An 18363-nucleotide genomic window follows, 5' to 3' on the forward strand; every position below is an offset into this window, starting at 1 on the left:
CCGTCCCTCCTGCCATAGTGAGTCTGATAAAGGCTGTTCTTCGGACGGTACCCCAGCATTGTCACCCGAAGCCGCAGGGGACTGTCGGCAATCCCGTCCTCGCATGCTCCAACGGCGCGAAACCCGCTGGGGTTCCCGAACGTCTTACCGGGGTTGTTCAACCACCGTAGACGTGGGGCGCGAGCGTACCGACGAACGGGAGGTTGCGGTACTTCTCGGCGAAGTCGAGACCGTAGCCCACGACGAACTCGTTGGGGATGTCGAAGCCGACCCACTCCACCTCGATGGCGACCTTGGCGGCGTCCGGCTTGCGGAGCAGGGTGCAGATCTTCAGGGACTCGGGCTCGCGGGAGCCGAGGTTGGAGATCAGCCAGGACAGGGTCAGCCCCGAGTCGATGATGTCCTCGACGATCAGGACGTGCTTGCCCTTGATGTCGGTGTCGAGGTCCTTGAGGATCCGCACCACACCCGAGGACTGGGTGCCCGCGCCGTAGGAGGACACGGCCATCCAGTCCATCGTGACCGGGGTGGACAGCGCCCGGGCGAGGTCCGCCATGACCATCACCGCGCCCTTGAGCACTCCGACGATGAGCAGGTCCTTGCCCGCGTACTCCGCGTCGATCTTCGCGGCCAGCTCGGCCAGCTTCGCGTCGATCTCTTGCTTGGTGATGAGTACCTCTTTGAGGTCGGCACCCATGTCTTTCGCGTCCACCCGCATCACTTTCGGTCGGTCGTCCCAGGGCCGCTCCCGGACGCCCGCTTTCCCGTGCGGGGGCTCGGGGCCCGTGTGAGGGGCCCCTTTCGGCGTCCGGATTCAGCCTTGCCGAATCACCAGTCTGCCACCCTGCCGCTGGGCGACGACCCGGCCGGGGAGATTGATGGCCCCCTGACCGCGCCAGCCGGTGATGAGACGGTCGACCTCCTCGATGTGCCGGGCGAAGAGGGAACCCGCCGGGGCACCGGCCTCGATGGCGGCCCGGCGCAGGATCCGGCGGCGTACGGCGGGCGGCAGTGCGTAGAGCTTCGCGCACTCCAGCAGGCCCGCGGCGTCGCGGACGGAGGCCTCGGCCTGGCGGGCCCAGGTGTCGAGGGCGTCGGCGTCGTCCCGGGAGAGCTGGGCCGTACGGGCGAGGGCCTCGACGACACCCTTGCCGAGCGCCTTCTCCAGGGCGGGCAGGCCCTCGTGCCGGAGCCTGGACCGGGTGTAGGCGGGATCGGCGTTGTGGGGGTCGTCCCACACGGGCAGCGACTGGACCATGCAGGCCTTGCGGGCGGTCTGCCGGTCGAGCTGGAGGAAGGGGCGGCGGTAGCGGCCGTCGGCCCCCGAGACCGCGGCCATACCGGACAGGGAGCGGATGCCGGAGCCGCGGGCGAGACCGAGCAGGACGGTTTCGGCTTGGTCGTCGCGGGTGTGGCCGAGCAGGACGGCGGTGCCTCCGTGGCGTTCCAGCGCGGCGTCGAGGGCGCTGTAGCGGGCGTCCCGGGCGGCGGCCTCGGGGCCGCCGTCGCGGCCGACGGTGACGGCCACGGACTCGACCGGGTCCAGGCCGAGTTCCCGCAGGCGCAGCGCCACCTCCTCGGCGCGCAGGTCGGAGCCGGGCTGCAGACCGTGGTCGACGGTGATGCCGCCGGCGCGGACGCCGAGTTTGGGTGCCTCGAAGGCGAGGGCGGAGGCGAGCGCCATGGAGTCGGCGCCGCCGGAGCACGCCACGAGCACGAGCGGCCGCTCGTGCGCGGCGGCACCCGGGTGCGTGGCGCCCGCGCGCGCGGACGCGTTGCGCCTGACCCCGATGGGCACGGCTGCGGGGGGTACGGCCGTGGGGGGCGGGGGCACCGGTTGTGCGCCCGTGCCGGAGGGCGCGCCGGGGGTCGCGTGAGCGGGCGCGTGCGGGGTGGTGTTCGTGTGGTGTTCGGTGAGGAGGTCGTGGAGTACGCGGCGGACCGCCAGGCGTATCGCCGCGACCGCGGGGTGGGGACCCATGTCCGGTTCCCTTCATGAAATTGTCGGGGGGTGAGCCCGAGCTCGGTCACTCAGAGTGTGTAGATGGTGACAGAACCGGGCCGTTCCCCGAGCATTGCACGCCTACCCCTCGCTCACGGTCCCTCGGACGGGTGATTGGAGGAGCGTTTGCCTGCCGTCGGCCGGATTCGTTCACCACGCTCGCGCGCGGCTCACGACTCCGGCTTGCGGTGCACCCGCGCGACCCAGTCCGCCGGTTTGGCGATCTCCGTCTTGGTCGGCAGGGTGTTCGGGGAGGTCCACACGCGGTTGAAACCGTCCATGCCGACCTGTTCGACGACCGCCCGTACGAACCGCTCGCCGTCCTTGTACTGCCTGAGCTTGGCGTCCAGGCCCAGGAGCTTGCGCAGGGCCTGGTCCAGGCGTGAGGCGCCCTTAGCGCGGCGCTGCTGGAACTTCTCGCGGATCTCGGCGACCGAGGGCACGACGGCCGGGCCGACGCCGTCCATCACGTAGTCGGCGTGGCCCTCCAGGAGGGACATGACGGCGGTCAGCCGGCTGAGGATCTCGCGCTGGGCGGGGGTCTGCACCAACTCCACGATCGAGTGACCGTCGTCGCCCACCTCTCCCTCGGGGCGGCCACCCGCGAGTGACTGGGCGGCCTCCCGGATGCGCTCCAGGAACGTCGTGGGGTCGACCTCGGTCTCCCCCAGGAACGACTGGATTTCACCCTCCAGGTGGTCCCGCAGCCAGGGGACCGCCGTGAACTGGGTCCGGTGCGTCTCCTCGTGCAGACAGACCCAGAGGCGGAAGTCGTGGGGGCGCACGTCGAGTTCGCGCTCCACGTGCACGATGTTCGGCGCGACGAGGAGCAGTCGGCCGCCGCCGTTCTCCCCCGCCGGGAGTTCGCGGGTCGCCGGGGCGAACGTCTCGTACTGGCCGAGGACCCGGGAGGAGAGGAACGACAGGAGCATGCCCAGCTCCACGCCGGTGACCTTGCCCCCGACCGCGCCCAGTACGGCACCGCCCGGGGTGTTGCCGCGACGTTCCTGCATCTTGTCCAGCAGCGGCTTCAGCAGTTCCCGGAAGCCGGCGACGTTGGCCCGGACCCAGCCGGGCCGGTCGACGACGAGGACGGGGGTGTCGTCGCCCGTGTCGGGCAGCATCCGGGTGAAGGCGCGGACGTGTTCCTCGGACGCCTTCGCGTGTCGGCGGAGCTCGGCGACGATGGCCCGGGCCTCGTCGCGGCTCACCTCGGGGCCCGGCCGCACGAGCCGGGTCGCGGTCGCCACCGCGAGATTCCAGTCGACCATCTCGGCACCACCGATGCGAGTCATGTTGTCAACCGTACGGGAGCGCTGCCGCTGGGGGCAGGCCGTGGGGTGGGGGGCGGGTGCGGTTGTGACTTGGGTGCGGGTGAGTGGGGCTTCTCGCGCAGTTCCCCGCGCCCCTTTCGAGGCCTGCGGCCATCTCAGGCGTCACGCCCCCCGCGCCCCTTTCGAGGCCGACGGCCATCTCGAGCGCCACACCGGTCCCCTCAGCGGCAGCCGCACGTCGCCAGGGTCGAGGTCGCGTCGGTGAGGGCCTTCTTGGCGAGGTCCGTGTTGGCCATGTCCGTCTCCGTGGCCAGGAAGGCGAAGGCGAGGAGGCGGCCGTCGGCGTCGACGACGGTGCCGGCGAGGGTGTTCACGTTGCTCAGGGTGCCGGTCTTGGCGCGGACGATGCCGGTGCCGGTGGCGTCGCTGGGGTAGCGGGAGCGGAGGGTGCCGGTGAAGCCCGCCACCGGGAGGCCGGTGAGGACGGGGCGGAGTTCGGGGTGGGAGGCGGCGGCGGACTTGGCGAGGAGCGTGGCGAGGAGGGCCGGGGTGAGCCGGTTGCCCCGGCTGAGGCCGCTGCCGTCGGCGAACTCGACGCCGTCCAGGGGGACTTCGAGCTTTTTCAGTTCCTTCTTGATGGCCGCCGCGCCGCCTTCGAAGCTCGGCTGCTCGCCCGTCGCGAGCGCGACCTGGCGGGCCAGGGCCTCGGCGATGTCGTTGTCGCTGTTGGTGAGCATGCGCTCGACGAGGGTCGACAGGGGCGGGGAGGAGACCGCGGCGAGTTCCTCGGCCTTCTTCGGAGCCTCGGCGGAGCCCTCGGTCGTCACCTTGACGCCCCGCTCCTCCAGGAGGTCCGCGAACCGCGCGGTCGCGTCGGCCGCCGGGTCGTCGCCGCGCGGCGAGTCGCCGCTGGACGAGTTGTCGAGGCGCGCCTCGTCGGCCATGAGGGGGACGACGAGGGCGAGGTTGCCGTTCTTGCCGATCGTGTGCTGCTCGGGGCCCTCGTAGAGGGAGACGTCGTAGGCGAGGGTGATCTCGTTCAGGTGACGCTTGTCGAGGGCGGCGGCCGTCTCGTCGGCGAGGGTGCGCAGGCTCGCGTAGCCGCCCGTGTCCTTGTGCGCGGTGACGGTGGGGTCGCCGCCGCCGACGAGGACGACCTCGGCGGAGTCGGGCGCCAGGACCGTACGGGTCTCGATGCGGTGGTCGGGGCCGACCGCCGAGAGGACCGCGGCGGCTGTGGCGATCTTGGTGGTGGAGGCGGGGGTCAGGGCGTCGTCCGCGTTCCGGCCGTAGAGCTGCTCGCCGGTCTCGACGTCGACGACGGCGGCGGCGCGGCGGGGGCCGAGGACGGCGGAGCTCAGGAACGGGTCGAGGGCGGCGGCCAGGGCGGCGGACTCGGGGGCGGAGCCCGCGCCGGTCGTGCCGCCGAGGCCGGCCAGGACGGAGGGGGCGCTCGGCGCGGGCTTGGGCGCCCCCGCCGCCGTACCGGAATCACGTCCGTGATCTGCGCCACCCTGTCCGGCGCGCGATGCCGCCCAGTCGCGCTCGGCCGTACGCTGACCGGAGGAGTCCCAGGGTCCGGCGGCGGCGACCGCCCCGGCCGAGAACACCAGCCCCAGGGTGGCCGCGCCGGCGGTGAACTGGAGGGTCGTGAGCTTCTTCGTGTTCCTCGTGAGCTGCGAAGAGCGTGCCGTGACGGCGCTCGTGACGCGTACGACGCCGGGTTTCACCACCTGTGCGACGCGCGCGGCACCGGGCTTCACGGCGCGTGTGGCGCGCGCGATCCCCGGTTTCACGCCGCGCGCGACCCGCAGCACATGCGGTCTCGCGGCCCGCCAGACCTTCGGCTCCGGCACGACTTCCAACCCCTTTCGCGATCACCCACCTGCGTGAGGGACACTTAACCACCAGAACTATGTGTTGATCATGGAGGAGCCACCGGTGGAGTTCGACGTCACGATCGAGATTCCGAAGGGTTCGCGGAACAAGTACGAGGTGGACCACGAGACCGGTCGGATCCGCCTGGACCGTCGACTCTTCACCTCGACCGCCTACCCGACCGACTACGGCTTCGTCGAGAACACTCTCGGCGAGGACGGCGACCCGCTGGACGCGCTCGTCATTCTTGACGAGCCGACCTTCCCGGGCTGCCTCATCAAGTGCCGTGCGATCGGCATGTTCCGGATGACGGACGAGGCCGGCGGCGACGACAAGCTGCTGTGCGTCCCGGCGACCGACCCGCGGGTGGAGCACCTGCGTGACATCCACCACGTCTCGGAGTTCGACCGCCTGGAGATCCAGCACTTCTTCGAGGTCTACAAGGACCTGGAGCCCGGCAAGTCCGTCGAGGGCGCCGACTGGGTCGGCCGCACGGAGGCCGAGGCCGAGGTCGAGAAGTCGTACCTGCGCTTCAAGGAGCAGGGCGGTCACTGACCCCTGCCTGCCTGTGGGTTGTTCTCGTGAACGGGCCGCGTATCCCCTTGAGGGGGTGCGCGGCCCGTTCGCGTATCAGTGCGTGTCGGTGCGCATACTGAGGCGTACGAGGTGTCGTACAGGGAGCGCGGCGGAGTGGGAGTGACGGAACCGGAGGACGTCGGGCCGAAGGAGGACCGCAAGCCGGTGTCGGACGCGGCGAGCAGTGCCTTCGTGCCGGTGGGCCACACCCTGGGGATCGACGGCGACGCGTCGGTGACCTCGGAGTTCGCGATCCCGGCCGGGCTGGACGTGCCGGCCGCCGGGGCGGAGTCGGAGGCGCAGACGACCTCCGAGTTCTCCCTGCCGAAGGGCCTGGCGCCGCCCGAGCCGCCGGCGGCGGAGCAGGAGGGGTCCGCGTTCAGCGTGCCTCGGACCTACAGCGCGCGGCACGCGCCGGTCGCGTTCACGCCGGCCGGCGGGGTGCCGGTCGTCAGTCTGACCAAGGACGTGCCCTGGCAGGACCGGATGCGCACGATGCTGCGGATGCCGGTGGCGGAGCGGCCCGCGCCGGAGCCGCCGGCGCGCGCGGAGGGCGATACGGGGCCCGCCGTGCCGCGTGTGCTCGACCTCACCCTGCGGATCGGCGAACTGCTGCTCGCGGGCGGCGAGGGCGCGGAGGACGTGGAGGCGGCGATGTTCGCCGTGTGCCGGTCCTACGGCCTCGACCGCTGCGAGCCGACCGTGACCTTCACCCAGTTGTCGGTGACGTATCAGCCGTCGCTGGTGGACGACCCGGTCTCGGCGTCCCGGATCGTCCGGCGCCGGGCCACCGACTACACCCGGCTCGCGGCCGTCTTCCATCTGGTGGACGACCTCAGTGATCCGGAGAACGCGATCTCGCTGGAGGAGGCCTACCGGCGGCTCGCGGAGATGCGGCGCAACCGGCACCCGTACCCCGGCTGGGCGCTGACCGGGGCGAGCGGGCTGCTCGCGGGGGCCGCGTCCGTGCTGGTCGGCGGTGGGGTCGTCGTGTTCGTCGCGGCGGCGCTGGGCGCGATGCTCGGGGACCGGCTGGCCTGGCTGTGCTCGGGGCGGGGGCTGCCGGAGTTCTACCAGTTCCTGGTGGCGGCGATGCCCCCGGCGGCGATCGGGGTGGCGCTGACCGTCACGCATGTGGACGTGGAGGCGTCCGCCGTCATCACCGGTGGGCTCTTCGCGCTGCTGCCCGGGCGGGCGCTGGTCGCGGGCGTGCAGGACGGGCTGACCGGCTTCTACATCACCGCCTCCGCGCGGCTCCTGGAGGTCATGTACCTCTTCGTGGGCATCGTCGTGGGGGTGCTGCTCGTCCTGTACTTCGGGGTGAATCTGGGCGCCGAGCTGAACCCGGACGCGGCGCTCGGCAGCGCGGAGCGGCCGTGGTGGCAGCTCGGGGCGTCGATGCTGTTGTCGTTGACCTTCGCGGTGCTGCTTCAGCAGGAACGATCCACCGTGCTCGCGGTGACCCTCAACGGAGGTGTCGCCTGGGCCGTCTACGGGGCCATGCACGACGCCGGCGATATCTCGCCGGTCGCCTCCACGGCGGTGGCGGCGGGCGTGGTGGGGCTGTTCGGGCAGTTGCTGTCGCGGTATCGGTTCGCTTCCGCGCTGCCCTATACGACCGCGGCGATCGGGCCCCTGCTGCCGGGGTCGGCGACCTACTTCGGGTTGTTGGCGTTCGCGCAGAACGATGTGGACGCGGGGTTGGTGTCGCTGACCAAGGCGGCGGCGTTGGCGATGGCCATCGCGATCGGGGTGAACCTGGGGTCCGAGACGTTCCGGTTGTTCCTGCCTGGTGCTGCGCGGGCGGGGCGGAAGGGTGCGAAGCGGACGCGGGGGTTCTGAGCGCCTGATAGCTCGGGGCCGCGGGGTCTTTGGCGGCTGCGGGTTCGTGGGGGCTGATCGCGCAGTTCCCCGCGCCCCTTGAAAGCAAAGCACCCGCGCCCCCTGGTGACAGGAGCGCGGGTGGGTGGCTCTGGCCGGTCAGTACTGCGGGTAGTCCTGGCCCTGGTAGCCCTGTTGGTTCTGGTTCGGGGGGTACTGGTTGCCCTGGGGGTACTGGCCGCCCTGGGGGTACTGCTGGGCGTACGGCTGCTGTTGGGGCTGCTGGTAGCCGTAGTTGTCCTCGTAGCCCTGCTGCTGGTAGCCCTGCTGGGTGCCGTAACCCTGGTTGTCGTAGCCCTGGTTGGGGTCGTACGGCTGCTGCTGGGGGTCGGTCGGGGGGATGCGGCGGAGCTGGGTCGTCGCGTCGTCCATGACCGGGGTGGCGGCGGCCGGGGACTGCTGGGGCTGCTGGGCCTGGTTCTTCTTCGCCTTCCTCGCCTTGAGGAGTTCGACGATGATCGGCAGCACCGAGATGAGGACGATGAGGAGCAGCATCGCCTCGATGTTCTTCTTCACGAACTCGATCTGGCCGAGCCAGGAGCCGAGGAGGGTGACGCCCGCGCCCCAGAGGATGCCGCCGACGATGTTGAAGATGAGGAACGTGCGGTACTTCATGCCGCTGACGCCGGCGATGATCGGCGTGAAGGTGCGCACGATGGGCACGAAGCGGGCCAGGATCAGGGACTTCGGGCCGTGCTTCTCGAAGAACTCATGGGCCTTGGTGACGTTCTCCTGCTTGAACAGGCGGGAGTCCGGCCGCTTGAAGAGCGCGGGGCCGACCTTCTTGCCGAACATGTAGCCCGCCTGGTCGCCCAGGATCGCGGAGATACAGATCAGGACGATGGCCAGCCAGAGCGGGAAGTCCAGCGTCTTGGCGGTGATCAGCATGCCCGCCGTGAAGAGCAGCGAGTCACCCGGCAGGAAGAAGCCGATGAGGAGGCCGGACTCGGCGAACACGATCAGGAGCAGGCCCCAGATACCGAACGAGTCGAGCAGATAGTCCGGATCCAACCAGCTCGGTCCGAGGGCGATCGTCGTCACGGTTCCGGGCTCCTGGGGGGTGAGAGAAAGTGAAGGCCCCTGGGTGAGGACCCACGACGGTGGGACCCATAGGGGTGACCAAAGCTATCAACGCACGGTCACCCCACTAGGTTCCACCGGCTCCTCCAGAGTGCCCTGTGGTCGCACTGAGACCAAGCTGTGTGGTCAGCGGGGCGGTCAGGGGTGGTTCAGGGGCGTCGGCGAGCCGCGTTGGCGGTGATCGCCTCCTTCAGATGCTCCGCGAGTCCGGGGCGCGTGGCGTCGTAGAACGCCTTGAAGCGCTCGTCGGAGACGTACATCTCGCCGAGGCACTGGTGCATCTCGTACGGGCAGTCGTAGAACCAGGCGCCGATGTGCTGCCGGTGCTCCTCGGCCAGGTCCATGGCCGCCTCGCCGGTCGGCTCCTCGCCGGCGGCCATCAGGGCGTCGTAGCGCGCGCCCCAGTCGGCCACCTCGTCCTGCATGCGCTTCCAGTCCTCCTTGGTGTATGTGGCCGCGCGGCGCTGCAACTCGGCGTACGCCTCCGTGCCGCCCCAGCGCTGTTCCGCCTCCTCTGCGTACTGCTCGGGGTCCTTGTCGCCGAAGACCTCGAACCGTTCCTCGGGGGTGAGGTTGATGCCCATCCTGCTCGCCTCCATGGCGTGCTCCACGGCCGCGGCCATCTTCTGCAGCTTCTCGATCCGGGCGGTCAGCAGCTCGTGCTGGCGGCGCAGGTGGGCCCGCGGGTCCGCGTCCGGGTCGTCGAGCAGGGTCGCGACCTCGTCGAGGGGGAAGCCGAGCTCCCGGTAGAACAGGATCCGCTGGAGCCGGTCGAGGTCGCCGTCGCCGTAGCGGCGGTGGCCCGCGTGGGTGCGCTCGCTCGGTACGAGGAGGTCGATCTCGTCGTAGTGGTGCAGCGTGCGCACCGTGACGCCGGCGAAGCCCGCGACCTGTCCCACGGTGTAGCCCATGCTTCCGCTCCCTTCCTTCTCGGTACGTGGTCCAGGCTGGGGCCTCACGTGACGTGAGGTGCAAGTCCTTTGGGCCGGGGCTCGTGCGACGCGCTGCACGGGTCACACGCATCTCACTGTGCACAACGCGAAGCCGTGGCGCGCTGACTGTGCACTTGTGCGATGGCCCTCTCCCGGAGGTCTCCCTACGGTGTGTCCATGGACGAGACGCTCGGCCCGGCACGGGGGTGCGGGCCAGGCGTTTTGTCGCCGGGCCGGTGTCGGGGCGCTCAGCGCGCGCGGTGGCGGGGCGGCTGGGTCAGGGCCGGGCGGCCCAGCAGGGGGATTCCAACCCGTTCGGGTTGAGGTTCACGGACGCTCGACCCCTTGCGGGGTGTCGTCCCTCCGGCACCGGCTGTGCGCCGGGGGCGGGTGATCCCGCCCTGTCCTGCCGCGATGTTGATACTGGCGTTGGTGTCGGCGTTGCAGGTGAAGCCGCAGGAGGAGCAGACGAACTCGGCTTGGCTCTTGCGCGAGTTCTTGTCGATCCATCCGCAGGCACTGCACCGCAGGGATGTGTAGGGGGCGGGTACGTCTTCGACCCGGCCGGGGGCTTTGTGTCCGGTGCACTGTCGGAGCAGGCCCCAGCCCTGGGCGAGGATCGCCCGGTTCAGGCCGGACTTCTGGGCGACGTGCCTGCCGGGCCGCTCCACGGTTCCCTTCGCGGAGCGGGTCATCGTCTTGATGTTCAGCTTCTCGAACCGGATGAGGTCATAGGAGCGGGCGAGCATGGTGCTGGTCTTCTCGCACCAGTCCTTGCGCCGGTTCGCCTCCCGCGCCTTGAGTCTGGCGGCCTTGGCGTACTCGGCGGTCTTGGCCTTGCCGCCCTTGGGGGCGCGAGCAGCCCGCCGCTGGTGCTTGCGGATCTGCGCCCGCTCGCGGGTGGTGAGCTGGGGGCAGTTGAGCTTCCGGCCGTCGGAGAGGGCGGCGGTGATGGTGACACCCCGGTCGATGCCGATCACCTCACCCGTGCCGGGTACCGGGGTCGGCTCGGGGATGACCGCGAACGCGATGTGCCACTGCCCGTTGCGGAAGGTGACCCGGAACCGTTTTCGCGTCGGGCAGCTTCGCGCCTTTGCCCTTTGGCGCTGAGGCGGAAGCGGACCCAGCCGCAGCCGGGCACCCTGACCTGCGCCCACCGCCGGTTCAGCTTCTGCACGACCACCGAGCGGCCCATGACCTGCCTGCCGGTCTTCGCGTTCAGCCTCGGCGACCCGTCCAGGTGGTACTCCGGTACGCGGTCGGTGCCGATGACCCGGAAGCCCTCGTGCACGTGCTTCCTGCGCCAGGTCGGCTCACCGAACCCGGACGTGAACCTGACGCTCTTGGCCCTGGCGAAGTCCTTCAGCGCCTGCTGCTGCACATCCGCGTTCCCCGAACCCAGCCACTCGCTCTCCCGCCGGGCCTCGGTGAGCTGACGGCACTGCTCCGCCAAACCGGGCGCCGACGTGCGCCACCGGCGCCAGTGCGAGTGCTGCTGCTCGACAGCGAGGTTCCACACGTACCGGGCGTGCGCGCAGTGCGTGAGCAGTTGCTCGGCCTGCGCGCGCGACGGAAACATCCGGAAACGTGACATGCCACGAACCTAGACACCCCGTTCCCCTCCCGCGCACACCTTCGACCAACATCACCCGTGCGAGTGACCGGCACGCTCTCGTCTTCCCGGCGACTCCCACCCACAGGGCCCTCAACCCGCCGGCACCACGAACGACTCCATGCCAGCCTCACCGCTGTCTCTCCCGAGAGGCCGCCTTGCGCCGGTCCAGGAGGCGGATCAGCTGGTCGAGGGTCCAGATCGCGGACGAGCGTGTGCGGCAGCCCGGACAGCGGGTGGGCGATGACCCCGGTGACCCGGGTCGCGCCGTGGCGGGGGGCGTGGCCCGGCTGCAGGAACCGCAGCCGCAGCGGCGGCCGGTCGTTGATCAAGTAGTCAAGGGTGGACACCTTCGCCGTCCCTCCCCGGTCACCGCATACGGGTCCACCGGACGCTCAACCCCACCTGCCGTGTTCGCACTTGTCGCACCTGGTACACCTTCGGCAGGGCAATCGACCGAGAATGTGAACAGCACATCATCCACACGGGCCGCATACGCACCTCGCGCACACGTGTGAGGTGCGAGTCACCCGTGGCGGATCTACCGTCGAATACATGCCACTGCACCGATGGGACAGCGACGCCCGGCAGGGCGACGGGCGCGACCGGAGCGACGGGCATCGGCTCGCCGTGAACCCCTTCTACGGCCAGGCGGCCAACCCGGTCGGCGGGATGACCGAGGCGCCGCCCAAGCACCGGCTCCCGGACGCGCCGCTGGCCCCCTCGACGGCGTATCAGCTCGTCCACGACGAACTCATGCTGGACGGCAACTCACGGCTGAACCTCGCCACCTTCGTCACGACCTGGATGGAGCCCGAGGCCGGGGTCCTGATGGGTGAGTGCCGGGACAAGAACATGATCGACAAGGACGAGTATCCACGCACGGCCGAGCTGGAGCGGCGGTGTGTGGCGATGCTCGCCGATCTGTGGAACGCCCCCGATCCGGGCGCCGCCGTCGGCTGCTCGACCACCGGGTCCAGTGAGGCCTGCATGCTCGCCGGGATGGCCCTCAAACGGCGGTGGGCGCGGCGCAACGCCGACCGGTATCCCTCGGCGAGCGCCCGGCCCAACCTCGTCATGGGCGTCAACGTCCAGGTCTGCTGGGACAAGTTCTGCAACTTCTGGGAGGTGGAGGCCCGGCAGGTGCCCATGGAGGGCGACCGGTTCCATCTCGATCCGGCGGCGGCCGCGGCGCTGTGCGACGAGAACACCATCGGGGTCGTGGGTGTCCTCGGCTCCACCTTCGACGGGTCGTACGAGCCGATCGCGGAGCTGTGCGCCACGCTCGACGACCTTCAGGAGCGTACGGGGCTGGATGTGCCCGTGCATGTCGACGGCGCGTCCGGGGCGATGGTCGCGCCCTTCCTCGACGAGGAGCTGGTGTGGGACTTCCGGCTGCCCCGGGTGGCGTCGATCAACACGTCCGGGCACAAGTACGGGCTGGTGTATCCGGGGGTCGGGTGGGCGCTGTGGCGGTCCGCCGCGGAGTTGCCGGAGGAGCTCGTCTTCCGGGTGAACTATCTGGGCGGCGACATGCCCACGTTCGCGCTCAACTTCTCGCGGCCCGGGGCGCAGGTCGTCGCGCAGTACTACACCTTTCTGCGGCTCGGGCGGGAGGGGTACCGGGCGGTGCAGCGGTCGACGCGGGAGGTGGCGATGGGGCTCGCGGAACAGGTCGGGAAGTTCGGGGACTTCCGGCTGCTCACGCGCGGGGACGAGTTGCCGGTGTTCGCCTTCACGATGGAGGAGGGGGTGACGGCGTACGACGTGTTCGATGTGGCTCGGCGGATGCGGGAGAAGGGGTGGCTGGTGCCGGCGTACACGTTCCCCGAGAACCGGGAGGATCTGTCCGTGGTGCGGGTGGTGTGCCGGAACGGGTTCACGTCCGATCTCGCGGGGTTGTTCCTGGAGGACCTCGGGTTGTTGCTGCCTGAGCTTCGGCGGCAGTCGGGGCCGTTGACTCGGGACAAGGGGGCGGCGACGGGGTTCCATCACTAGGGGGCTAGGGGGTGGGGATGGGCGCCTAGTGGCTCGGGGGTGCGGGTGCGTTGGCGGGTGCGGGTCCGGTGGGGCTTCTCGCGCAGTTCCCCGCGCCCCTGAAAAGCAGGGGCTGCGCCCCGTGCTTTTCAGACCCGCAGCCCCGTCACCATTCAGACCCGCAGCCCCGTCACCATTCAGGCCCACCGGCCCGTCACCCTCAAGCCCACCGGCCCGTCGCCATTCAGGCCGGCGGGGGCCGGGGTCTTTCAGGCCCGCCAGGGCCTGAATCTTTAGGGGCGCGGGGAACTGCGCGACCAGCCCCCACCGAGCCGCGCTCGAACGGCTACCCGGCTATTTGCTCAGCCGTCCGAACCGCCGTACCGCCAGCGGGAAGAAGACCGCCAGCAGGGCCAGGGGCCAGATGATCGCCGGCCAGATGTGGGCCGTGTCGGGGGAGGCGGAGAACAGGGAGCGTGTGGCTGTGGCCGTGTGGGACAGGGGGTTCCATTCGACGGCCGTGCCGAGCCAGGCAGGCATGGACGTGGGCGTGGCGAAGGCGTTGGAGAGGAAGCCGACCGGCCAGACGAGGATCTGTACGGCGGTGAGGAGTTCGGGTTTGCCGGCGACCATCGCGAGGTGGATGCCGATCCAGAGCATCGCGAAGCGCAGGAGGAGCAGGAGTCCCACCGCGCCCAGGAAGGCGCCGGGGCCGCCGTGGGCGCGCCAACCCAGGGCGAACGCGACGGCGATGACGACGGCCAGCCCCACCGCCGACTGGAGCATGTCCGCGACCGAACGGCCCACCAGAACCGCCCCGTTGGTCATCGGCATCGAGCGGAAGCGGTCGATCACTCCCTTGTTGAGGTCCTGGGTGACGGCGAGCATCGTGCCCTCCAGGCCGAAGGCCATGGTGAGCGCGAGCATGCCGGGGAGGAGGTAGTCGAGGTAGTCGCCCCTCACTCCGCGTCCGCCGCCGACCAGGTAGCCGAACATCAGCAGCAGCATCACGGGGAAGACGAGCCCGACGACCAGCTGCACCGGCTGCCGCGCCCAGTGGGCGAGTTCGCGGCGGGTCATGGTCCAGGAGTCGGCCAGGGCGTACGCGCCCACGCCGGTGCGCGGGGGCGCGGCGGTGGTCATGGCGGTGGTCGTTGTCATGCGCGTACGGCCTCCTTCTCGCGGTCGTCCTCGGTGACGTGCAGGAACACCTCGTCCAGGGTCGGGCGGCGCAGGGCGATGTCCTCGGCCTCGATGCCGGCGTCCGCGAGGGCCCGTACGACCGTGGTGAGGGCCGTCATGCGGTCGGTGACGGGAACGCTGAGGCGGCGGCGGTCGGTGTCGACCGAGATGTCGTCCTTGGGGACGGGCAACAGGGCGACGGCGGCGCCGAGTTGGCCCGCGTCGCGCAGGACCACGTCGATGCGGTCGCCGCCGGTGAGGCCCTTCAGCTCGTCCGAGGTGCCGTCGGCGACGACCCGGCCGCCGTCGACCACCGAGATGCGGTCAGCGAGCTGGTCGGCCTCCTCCAGGTACTGGGTGGTGAGCAGGACCGTCGTACCGCCGCCGACCAGGGAGCGGACGGAGTCCCAGACCTCGGTGCGGCCTCGCGGGTCGAGGCCGGTCGTCGGCTCGTCCAGGAAGAGCACCTCCGGTTCGGTGATGAGGGACGCGGCGAGGTCGAGGCGGCGCCGCATACCGCCGCTGTACTGCTTGACGGCCTTGCGGCCGGTGTCGGCGAGGCCGAACCGCTCCAGGAGTTCGTCGGCCCGCACGCGCGCGTGGCGGGCGCCCAGGTGGTAGAGGCGGCCGAACATCTCCAGGTTCTGCCGGCCGCCGAGCTCCTCGTCGAGCGCGGCGTGCTGGCCGAGCAGTCCGATACGGAAGCGCACCTCACGCGCGCGTGCCACCACGTCGTGCCCCGCCACCTCGATCCGGCCCGCGTCGGGCCGCAGCAGGGTCGCCAGAATCCTGACCAGGGTCGTCTTGCCCGCGCCGTTGGGCCCGAGCACCCCGTGCACGGTGCCGCGCGCGACCTGGAGGTCGAGCCCGTCGAGGGCGACCTTGCCGCCCTTTCCGCCGTCTCCGCCCTTGCCGCCGTACCTCTTGCGTACCCCTTCGACAGTGATCGCCGAATCCGCCATCGGACCTCCCCCTCGATCGGTGTGCGGTTCCCATGAAGTCATTCAATAGTCAAACTTGACTACTCTCTCGAAGGTAGCCCGCCGAAACAGTGATAGTCAAACTTGATTAGCGGGAGTCCCCCGGATGCCGCTCCCCCGTCGCGTACGGGTTGTCCTGGCCCTCCGCCAGGACGCCCACGAACGGATCGCCCTCGCCGGCGAAGGTGTAGGCGCCACCGCGGATGCGCTCGATGAGGTCGCGGGTCCACTGGGCGCCCGTGTCGGCGGAGTGCAGCCAGAAGTTCATGATCTCGCCGATGTGACCGAGCCGGCCGGGGCCGTCGGCGGGCGTGTAGTACTCGGTGACGGCCTTGCGCCACTCCCCGATGCTGCGCACACGCGCCTGGAGGAGTTCGAGGGCCTCCTCGCGGGACAGGTCGACCATGAAACCGAGCGCGGCGGTGAGCACGTCCGGTCTCTGGTCGTAGGCCGTGAGGTACTGCCGCAGCAGGCCAAGGTATTCCTCGGTGCCCTTCTCGGTGATCTCGTACTCGGTGCGGGGCGGTCCGCCCGCGGTGGAGGGGGCGATCTCGTGCGCGACCAGCAGTCCCTGTTTCGCCATCTGCTTCAGGGCGTGGTAGATCGAGCCGGGCTTGGCGTTGGACCACTCGTGCGCGCCCCAGTACTCCAGGTCGTTGCGCACCTGGTAGCCGTGGGCCCGCCCGTGCTGGCGCACGGCGCCCAGCACGAGAAGACGGATCGCTGACATGGGCCCAGCGTAGAACCACGTGGGGTCACCCCCAGCTCGTGCCCTCCTCCTTCGCCACCAGCGCGAAGGCGGTGGCGCCGTCCAGCGACTCCCGGATGATGTCGGCGTGGCCGGCGTGCCGGGCGGTCTCGCGGATCAGGCAGAGCATCAGCCAGCGCATCGAGACCGACTCCTTGGGGAACCAGGCGGCCTCCGGCAGCGGGAAGGTGTCGTCGAGGCTGGGCACCGAGCGGATGAAGTCCTCGGTCTCCGCGGCGACCTTCTCCCAGTACGCGAGCTGCGACTCCACCGTCTCGTCGCCGGCCAGGGCGAAATTCTCGTGCCAGTTCGTGTCGTCCCGGTGCACCGCCGGCGGCTCGCCCTTCGCCCGGGCGACCCAGCTCTGCTCGGCCTCGATGACGTGCTTGAGGAGCCCGGCCAGCGACAGTTCGCTGGCGCTGGGTCGGGAGGCGGCCTGTTCGGCGGTCAGCCCCAGCAGGGTCCGCCGGATGCCGCCGCGCTGCTCCTCCAGGAAGGACAGCAGCGCCCCTCGCTCGTCACCCTTCGCCTCCGCGGGCACGTGCTTGACCATGACCGGCAACCCTTCGTCGGGATCGGGGCCCCGGGAGGCCCTCTGACACCGACGAAGCTACGGGCCCTTGCGGTCAGGTTCTGTCCGCAAGGGCCCGGGCGATCGACGAACCGCGAGAACCGGGGCTAGAAGGGGAAGAAGCTCCGCTTGTGCTGGACCGAGATCCACTTCTGGGTGGTGAAGGCGTCCACCGTCGTCTCGCCGTTGAGGCGGCCGATGCCGGAGTGCTTCTCGCCGCCGAAGGGGACGAGCGGCTCGTCGTGGACGGTGCCGTCGTTGACGTGGAACATGCCGGTGTCGATCTGCTTGGCGAAGTTCACGCCCCGCTCGATGTCACCGGTGTGGACGGCGCCGCTGAGGCCGTACGGGGTGTCGTTGACGAGGCGGACGGCCTCCTCCTCGCCGTCGAAGGGGATGAGGAAGACGACGGGGCCGAAGACCTCCTGCTGGAGCAGGGCGGAGCCGGCGGGGACGTCGGTGAGGACGGACGGCTCGACCAGGTTGTCGGTCGTGGAGCCGTGCACCAGCGCCGTGGCGCCCTCGGCGAGGGCCTGCTCGACGACGGAGGAGAGGGCGTCCGCCTGGGAGGAGTTGATGACCGGGCCGATGACCGTCTGCGGGTCGCTCGGGTCGCCGACCTTCAGGGACTTCACCTTGGCCACGAACTTCTCGGTGAACTCGGCCTGGATCGAACGGTCCACGAGGACACGGTTGGCGGCCATGCAGACCTGGCCCTGGTGGACGTAACGCGAGAAGACGGCCGCGTCGACGGCGTAGTCGATGTCGGCGTCGTCCAGGACCACCAGCGCGCTGTTGCCGCCCAGTTCGAGGATCGCGCGCTTGAAGTGCGAGGCGGCGACGGTGGCGACATGGCGGCCGACCTTGTCGGAGCCGGTGAAGGAGATGAGCTTGGGGACGGGGTGCTCGATGAAGGCGTCGCCTATCTCGGCGATGTCGGTGACGACGACGTTCAGCAGCCCGCCGGGCAGGCCGGCCTCCTCGAAGATCTTCGCGACCAGGGTGCCACCGGCGATGGGGGTGTTCTGGTGCGGCTTCAGCACGACGCCGTTGCCGAGGGCGAGGGCCGGGGCGACGGACTTGATGGAGAGCAGGAACGGGAAGTTGAAGGGGCTGATGACGCCCACGACACCGACCGGTACGCGGTAGAGGCGGTTCTCCTTGCCGTCGATCGGCGAAGGAAGGATCCTGCCCTCGGGGCGCAGCGCGAGCTGAATCGATTCGCGCAGGAACTCCTTGGCGAGGTGCAGTTCGAACCCGGCCTTCAGGTGCGTACCGCCCAGCTCGGCGATGATCACCTCGGTGATCTCCTGCTCGCGCTCCTCGATGACCTTGAGGGCCTTCTCGAAGACCGCGCGACGCGCGTAGGCGTTGACCTCGGCCCATTCCTTCTGGGCCGCCTGGGCGGCCTTGTAGGCCTCGTCCACCTCATCGACCGTGGCGATCGTGATCGACGCGAGCTTCGCGTCGTCGTACGGGTTGAAGTCGATGATGTCCCAGGAGCCTGATCCCGGGCGCCACTCGCCGCCGATGTACTGCTGGGCCAGGTCGGTGAAGTAGGACGACATGTGATCCTCAATCAGTCGGCATCGATCAAGATTGATCACTCGTCATCGTACTGGTGGGTAAAGGGAGTTGGAGAGCTACTTGGGAGACTCTGTGAAGACTCC

General features: G+C 70.2%; 16 protein-coding genes. 3 read left to right on the top strand and 13 right to left on the bottom strand.

Features of this window, described 5'->3' with window-relative positions; translation table 11 throughout:
• Nucleotides 1-157: 157 nt before the first annotated feature.
• The 4 genes from hpt to dacB form a co-directional block, all read right to left on the bottom strand.
• Nucleotides 158-718 carry a hypoxanthine phosphoribosyltransferase gene (gene hpt / locus ABT147_RS34590; RefSeq protein WP_351413706.1) on the bottom strand — a complete coding sequence of 187 codons (561 nt, stop codon included), beginning with the start codon at nt 716-718 and terminating at the stop codon, nt 158-160.
• A gap of 96 nt (nt 719-814) precedes the next feature.
• Entirely contained in the window at nt 815-1981 is a 1167-nt protein-coding gene (gene tilS / locus ABT147_RS34595) for a tRNA lysidine(34) synthetase TilS (protein WP_351413630.1), read from the bottom strand.
• 191 nt (nt 1982-2172) lie between these two features.
• The gene (locus ABT147_RS34600) at nt 2173-3297 is read right to left on the bottom strand and encodes an Rv3626c family coenzyme F420 biosynthesis-associated protein (protein ID WP_351413632.1); all 1125 of its coding nucleotides are present in this window, start codon (nt 3295-3297) and stop codon (nt 2173-2175) included.
• 200 nt (nt 3298-3497) lie between these two features.
• Complete coding sequence (gene dacB, locus ABT147_RS34605) at nt 3498-5132, bottom strand: D-alanyl-D-alanine carboxypeptidase/D-alanyl-D-alanine endopeptidase (protein ID WP_351413634.1); 1635 nt, start codon at nt 5130-5132, stop codon at nt 3498-3500.
• Nucleotides 5133-5217: 85 nt separating this feature from the next.
• Here dacB and ABT147_RS34610 point away from each other — a divergent pair, with 85 nt between their 5' ends.
• Both ABT147_RS34610 and ABT147_RS34615 read left to right on the top strand, forming a co-directional pair.
• A complete protein-coding gene (locus ABT147_RS34610) occupies nt 5218-5709 on the top strand; it encodes an inorganic diphosphatase (protein ID WP_020113767.1) in 492 nt (163 codons plus the stop codon).
• A gap of 135 nt (nt 5710-5844) precedes the next feature.
• Nucleotides 5845-7572 (top strand): threonine/serine exporter family protein, encoded by a 1728-nt coding sequence (locus tag ABT147_RS34615; RefSeq protein ID WP_502983208.1) that lies wholly within the window; start codon nt 5845-5847, stop codon nt 7570-7572.
• A gap of 138 nt (nt 7573-7710) precedes the next feature.
• Here the strand turns inward: ABT147_RS34615 and ABT147_RS34620 are convergent, their stop codons facing one another.
• The 4 genes from ABT147_RS34620 to ABT147_RS34635 form a co-directional block, all read right to left on the bottom strand.
• Entirely contained in the window at nt 7711-8652 is a 942-nt protein-coding gene (locus ABT147_RS34620) for a DedA family protein (RefSeq protein ID WP_351413638.1), read from the bottom strand.
• Nucleotides 8653-8840: 188 nt separating this feature from the next.
• Nucleotides 8841-9602 carry a MerR family transcriptional regulator gene (locus ABT147_RS34625; RefSeq protein ID WP_351413640.1) on the bottom strand — a complete coding sequence of 254 codons (762 nt, stop codon included), beginning with the start codon at nt 9600-9602 and terminating at the stop codon, nt 8841-8843.
• 269 nt (nt 9603-9871) lie between these two features.
• Nucleotides 9872-10654, bottom strand: a complete 783-nt coding sequence (locus tag ABT147_RS34630; protein ID WP_351413708.1) for an RNA-guided endonuclease InsQ/TnpB family protein — start codon at nt 10652-10654, stop codon at nt 9872-9874.
• Nucleotides 10600-11217, bottom strand: coding sequence for a helix-turn-helix domain-containing protein (locus tag ABT147_RS34635; protein ID WP_351413642.1), 618 nt, complete (start codon nt 11215-11217; stop codon nt 10600-10602). Before ABT147_RS34635 ends, ABT147_RS34630 begins: the two co-directional genes overlap by 55 nt.
• 573 nt (nt 11218-11790) lie before the next feature.
• Here ABT147_RS34635 and gad point away from each other — a divergent pair.
• Nucleotides 11791-13233: a glutamate decarboxylase gene (gad, locus tag ABT147_RS34640; protein ID WP_351413644.1), complete on the top strand. Its 1443-nt coding sequence runs from the start codon at nt 11791-11793 to the stop codon at nt 13231-13233.
• Nucleotides 13234-13566: 333 nt separating this feature from the next.
• Here the strand turns inward: gad and ABT147_RS34645 are convergent, their stop codons facing one another.
• The 5 genes from ABT147_RS34645 to ABT147_RS34665 form a co-directional block, all read right to left on the bottom strand.
• Nucleotides 13567-14373, bottom strand: coding sequence for an ABC transporter permease (locus ABT147_RS34645; RefSeq protein ID WP_351413646.1), 807 nt, complete (start codon nt 14371-14373; stop codon nt 13567-13569).
• Nucleotides 14370-15356 (bottom strand): ATP-binding cassette domain-containing protein, encoded by a 987-nt coding sequence (locus tag ABT147_RS34650; protein ID WP_351413648.1) that lies wholly within the window; start codon nt 15354-15356, stop codon nt 14370-14372. The genes ABT147_RS34645 and ABT147_RS34650 overlap by 4 nt, the downstream gene beginning before the upstream one ends.
• Before the next feature lie 106 nt (nt 15357-15462).
• A complete protein-coding gene (locus ABT147_RS34655; RefSeq protein WP_351413650.1) occupies nt 15463-16104 on the bottom strand; it encodes a PadR family transcriptional regulator in 642 nt (213 codons plus the stop codon).
• Between the two features lie 25 nt (nt 16105-16129).
• A complete protein-coding gene (locus tag ABT147_RS34660) occupies nt 16130-16675 on the bottom strand; it encodes a DinB family protein (RefSeq protein WP_351413652.1) in 546 nt (181 codons plus the stop codon).
• Nucleotides 16676-16800: 125 nt separating this feature from the next.
• Nucleotides 16801-18261: an aldehyde dehydrogenase family protein gene (locus ABT147_RS34665; RefSeq protein ID WP_351413654.1), complete on the bottom strand. Its 1461-nt coding sequence runs from the start codon at nt 18259-18261 to the stop codon at nt 16801-16803.
• Nucleotides 18262-18363: the final 102 nt, after the last annotated feature.

Origin of the sequence: Streptomyces sp. NPDC001868, from assembly GCF_040297125.1 — a bacterium.
In the GTDB taxonomy this organism is placed as follows: Bacteria; Actinomycetota; Actinomycetes; order Streptomycetales; family Streptomycetaceae; genus Streptomyces.

What these genes read in the sequence shown, in the direction of transcription:
- hpt (WP_351413706.1), bottom strand. Translation starts at nt 718, where the DNA reads ATGCGGGTGGACGCGAAAGACATGGGTGCCGACCTCAAAGAGGTACTC.
- tilS (WP_351413630.1), bottom strand. Translation starts at nt 1,981, where the DNA reads ATGGGTCCCCACCCCGCGGTCGCGGCGATACGCCTGGCGGTCCGCCGC.
- ABT147_RS34600 (WP_351413632.1), bottom strand. Translation starts at nt 3,297, where the DNA reads ATGACTCGCATCGGTGGTGCCGAGATGGTCGACTGGAATCTCGCGGTG.
- ABT147_RS34625 (WP_351413640.1), bottom strand. Translation starts at nt 9,602, where the DNA reads ATGGGCTACACCGTGGGACAGGTCGCGGGCTTCGCCGGCGTCACGGTG.
- ABT147_RS34635 (WP_351413642.1), bottom strand. Translation starts at nt 11,217, where the DNA reads ATGTCACGTTTCCGGATGTTTCCGTCGCGCGCGCAGGCCGAGCAACTG.
- gad (WP_351413644.1), top strand. Translation starts at nt 11,791, where the DNA reads ATGCCACTGCACCGATGGGACAGCGACGCCCGGCAGGGCGACGGGCGC.
- ABT147_RS34645 (WP_351413646.1), bottom strand. Translation starts at nt 14,373, where the DNA reads ATGACAACGACCACCGCCATGACCACCGCCGCGCCCCCGCGCACCGGC.
- ABT147_RS34650 (WP_351413648.1), bottom strand. Translation starts at nt 15,356, where the DNA reads ATGGCGGATTCGGCGATCACTGTCGAAGGGGTACGCAAGAGGTACGGC.
- ABT147_RS34655 (WP_351413650.1), bottom strand. Translation starts at nt 16,104, where the DNA reads ATGTCAGCGATCCGTCTTCTCGTGCTGGGCGCCGTGCGCCAGCACGGG.
- ABT147_RS34660 (WP_351413652.1), bottom strand. Translation starts at nt 16,675, where the DNA reads ATGGTCAAGCACGTGCCCGCGGAGGCGAAGGGTGACGAGCGAGGGGCG.
- ABT147_RS34665 (WP_351413654.1), bottom strand. Translation starts at nt 18,261, where the DNA reads ATGTCGTCCTACTTCACCGACCTGGCCCAGCAGTACATCGGCGGCGAG.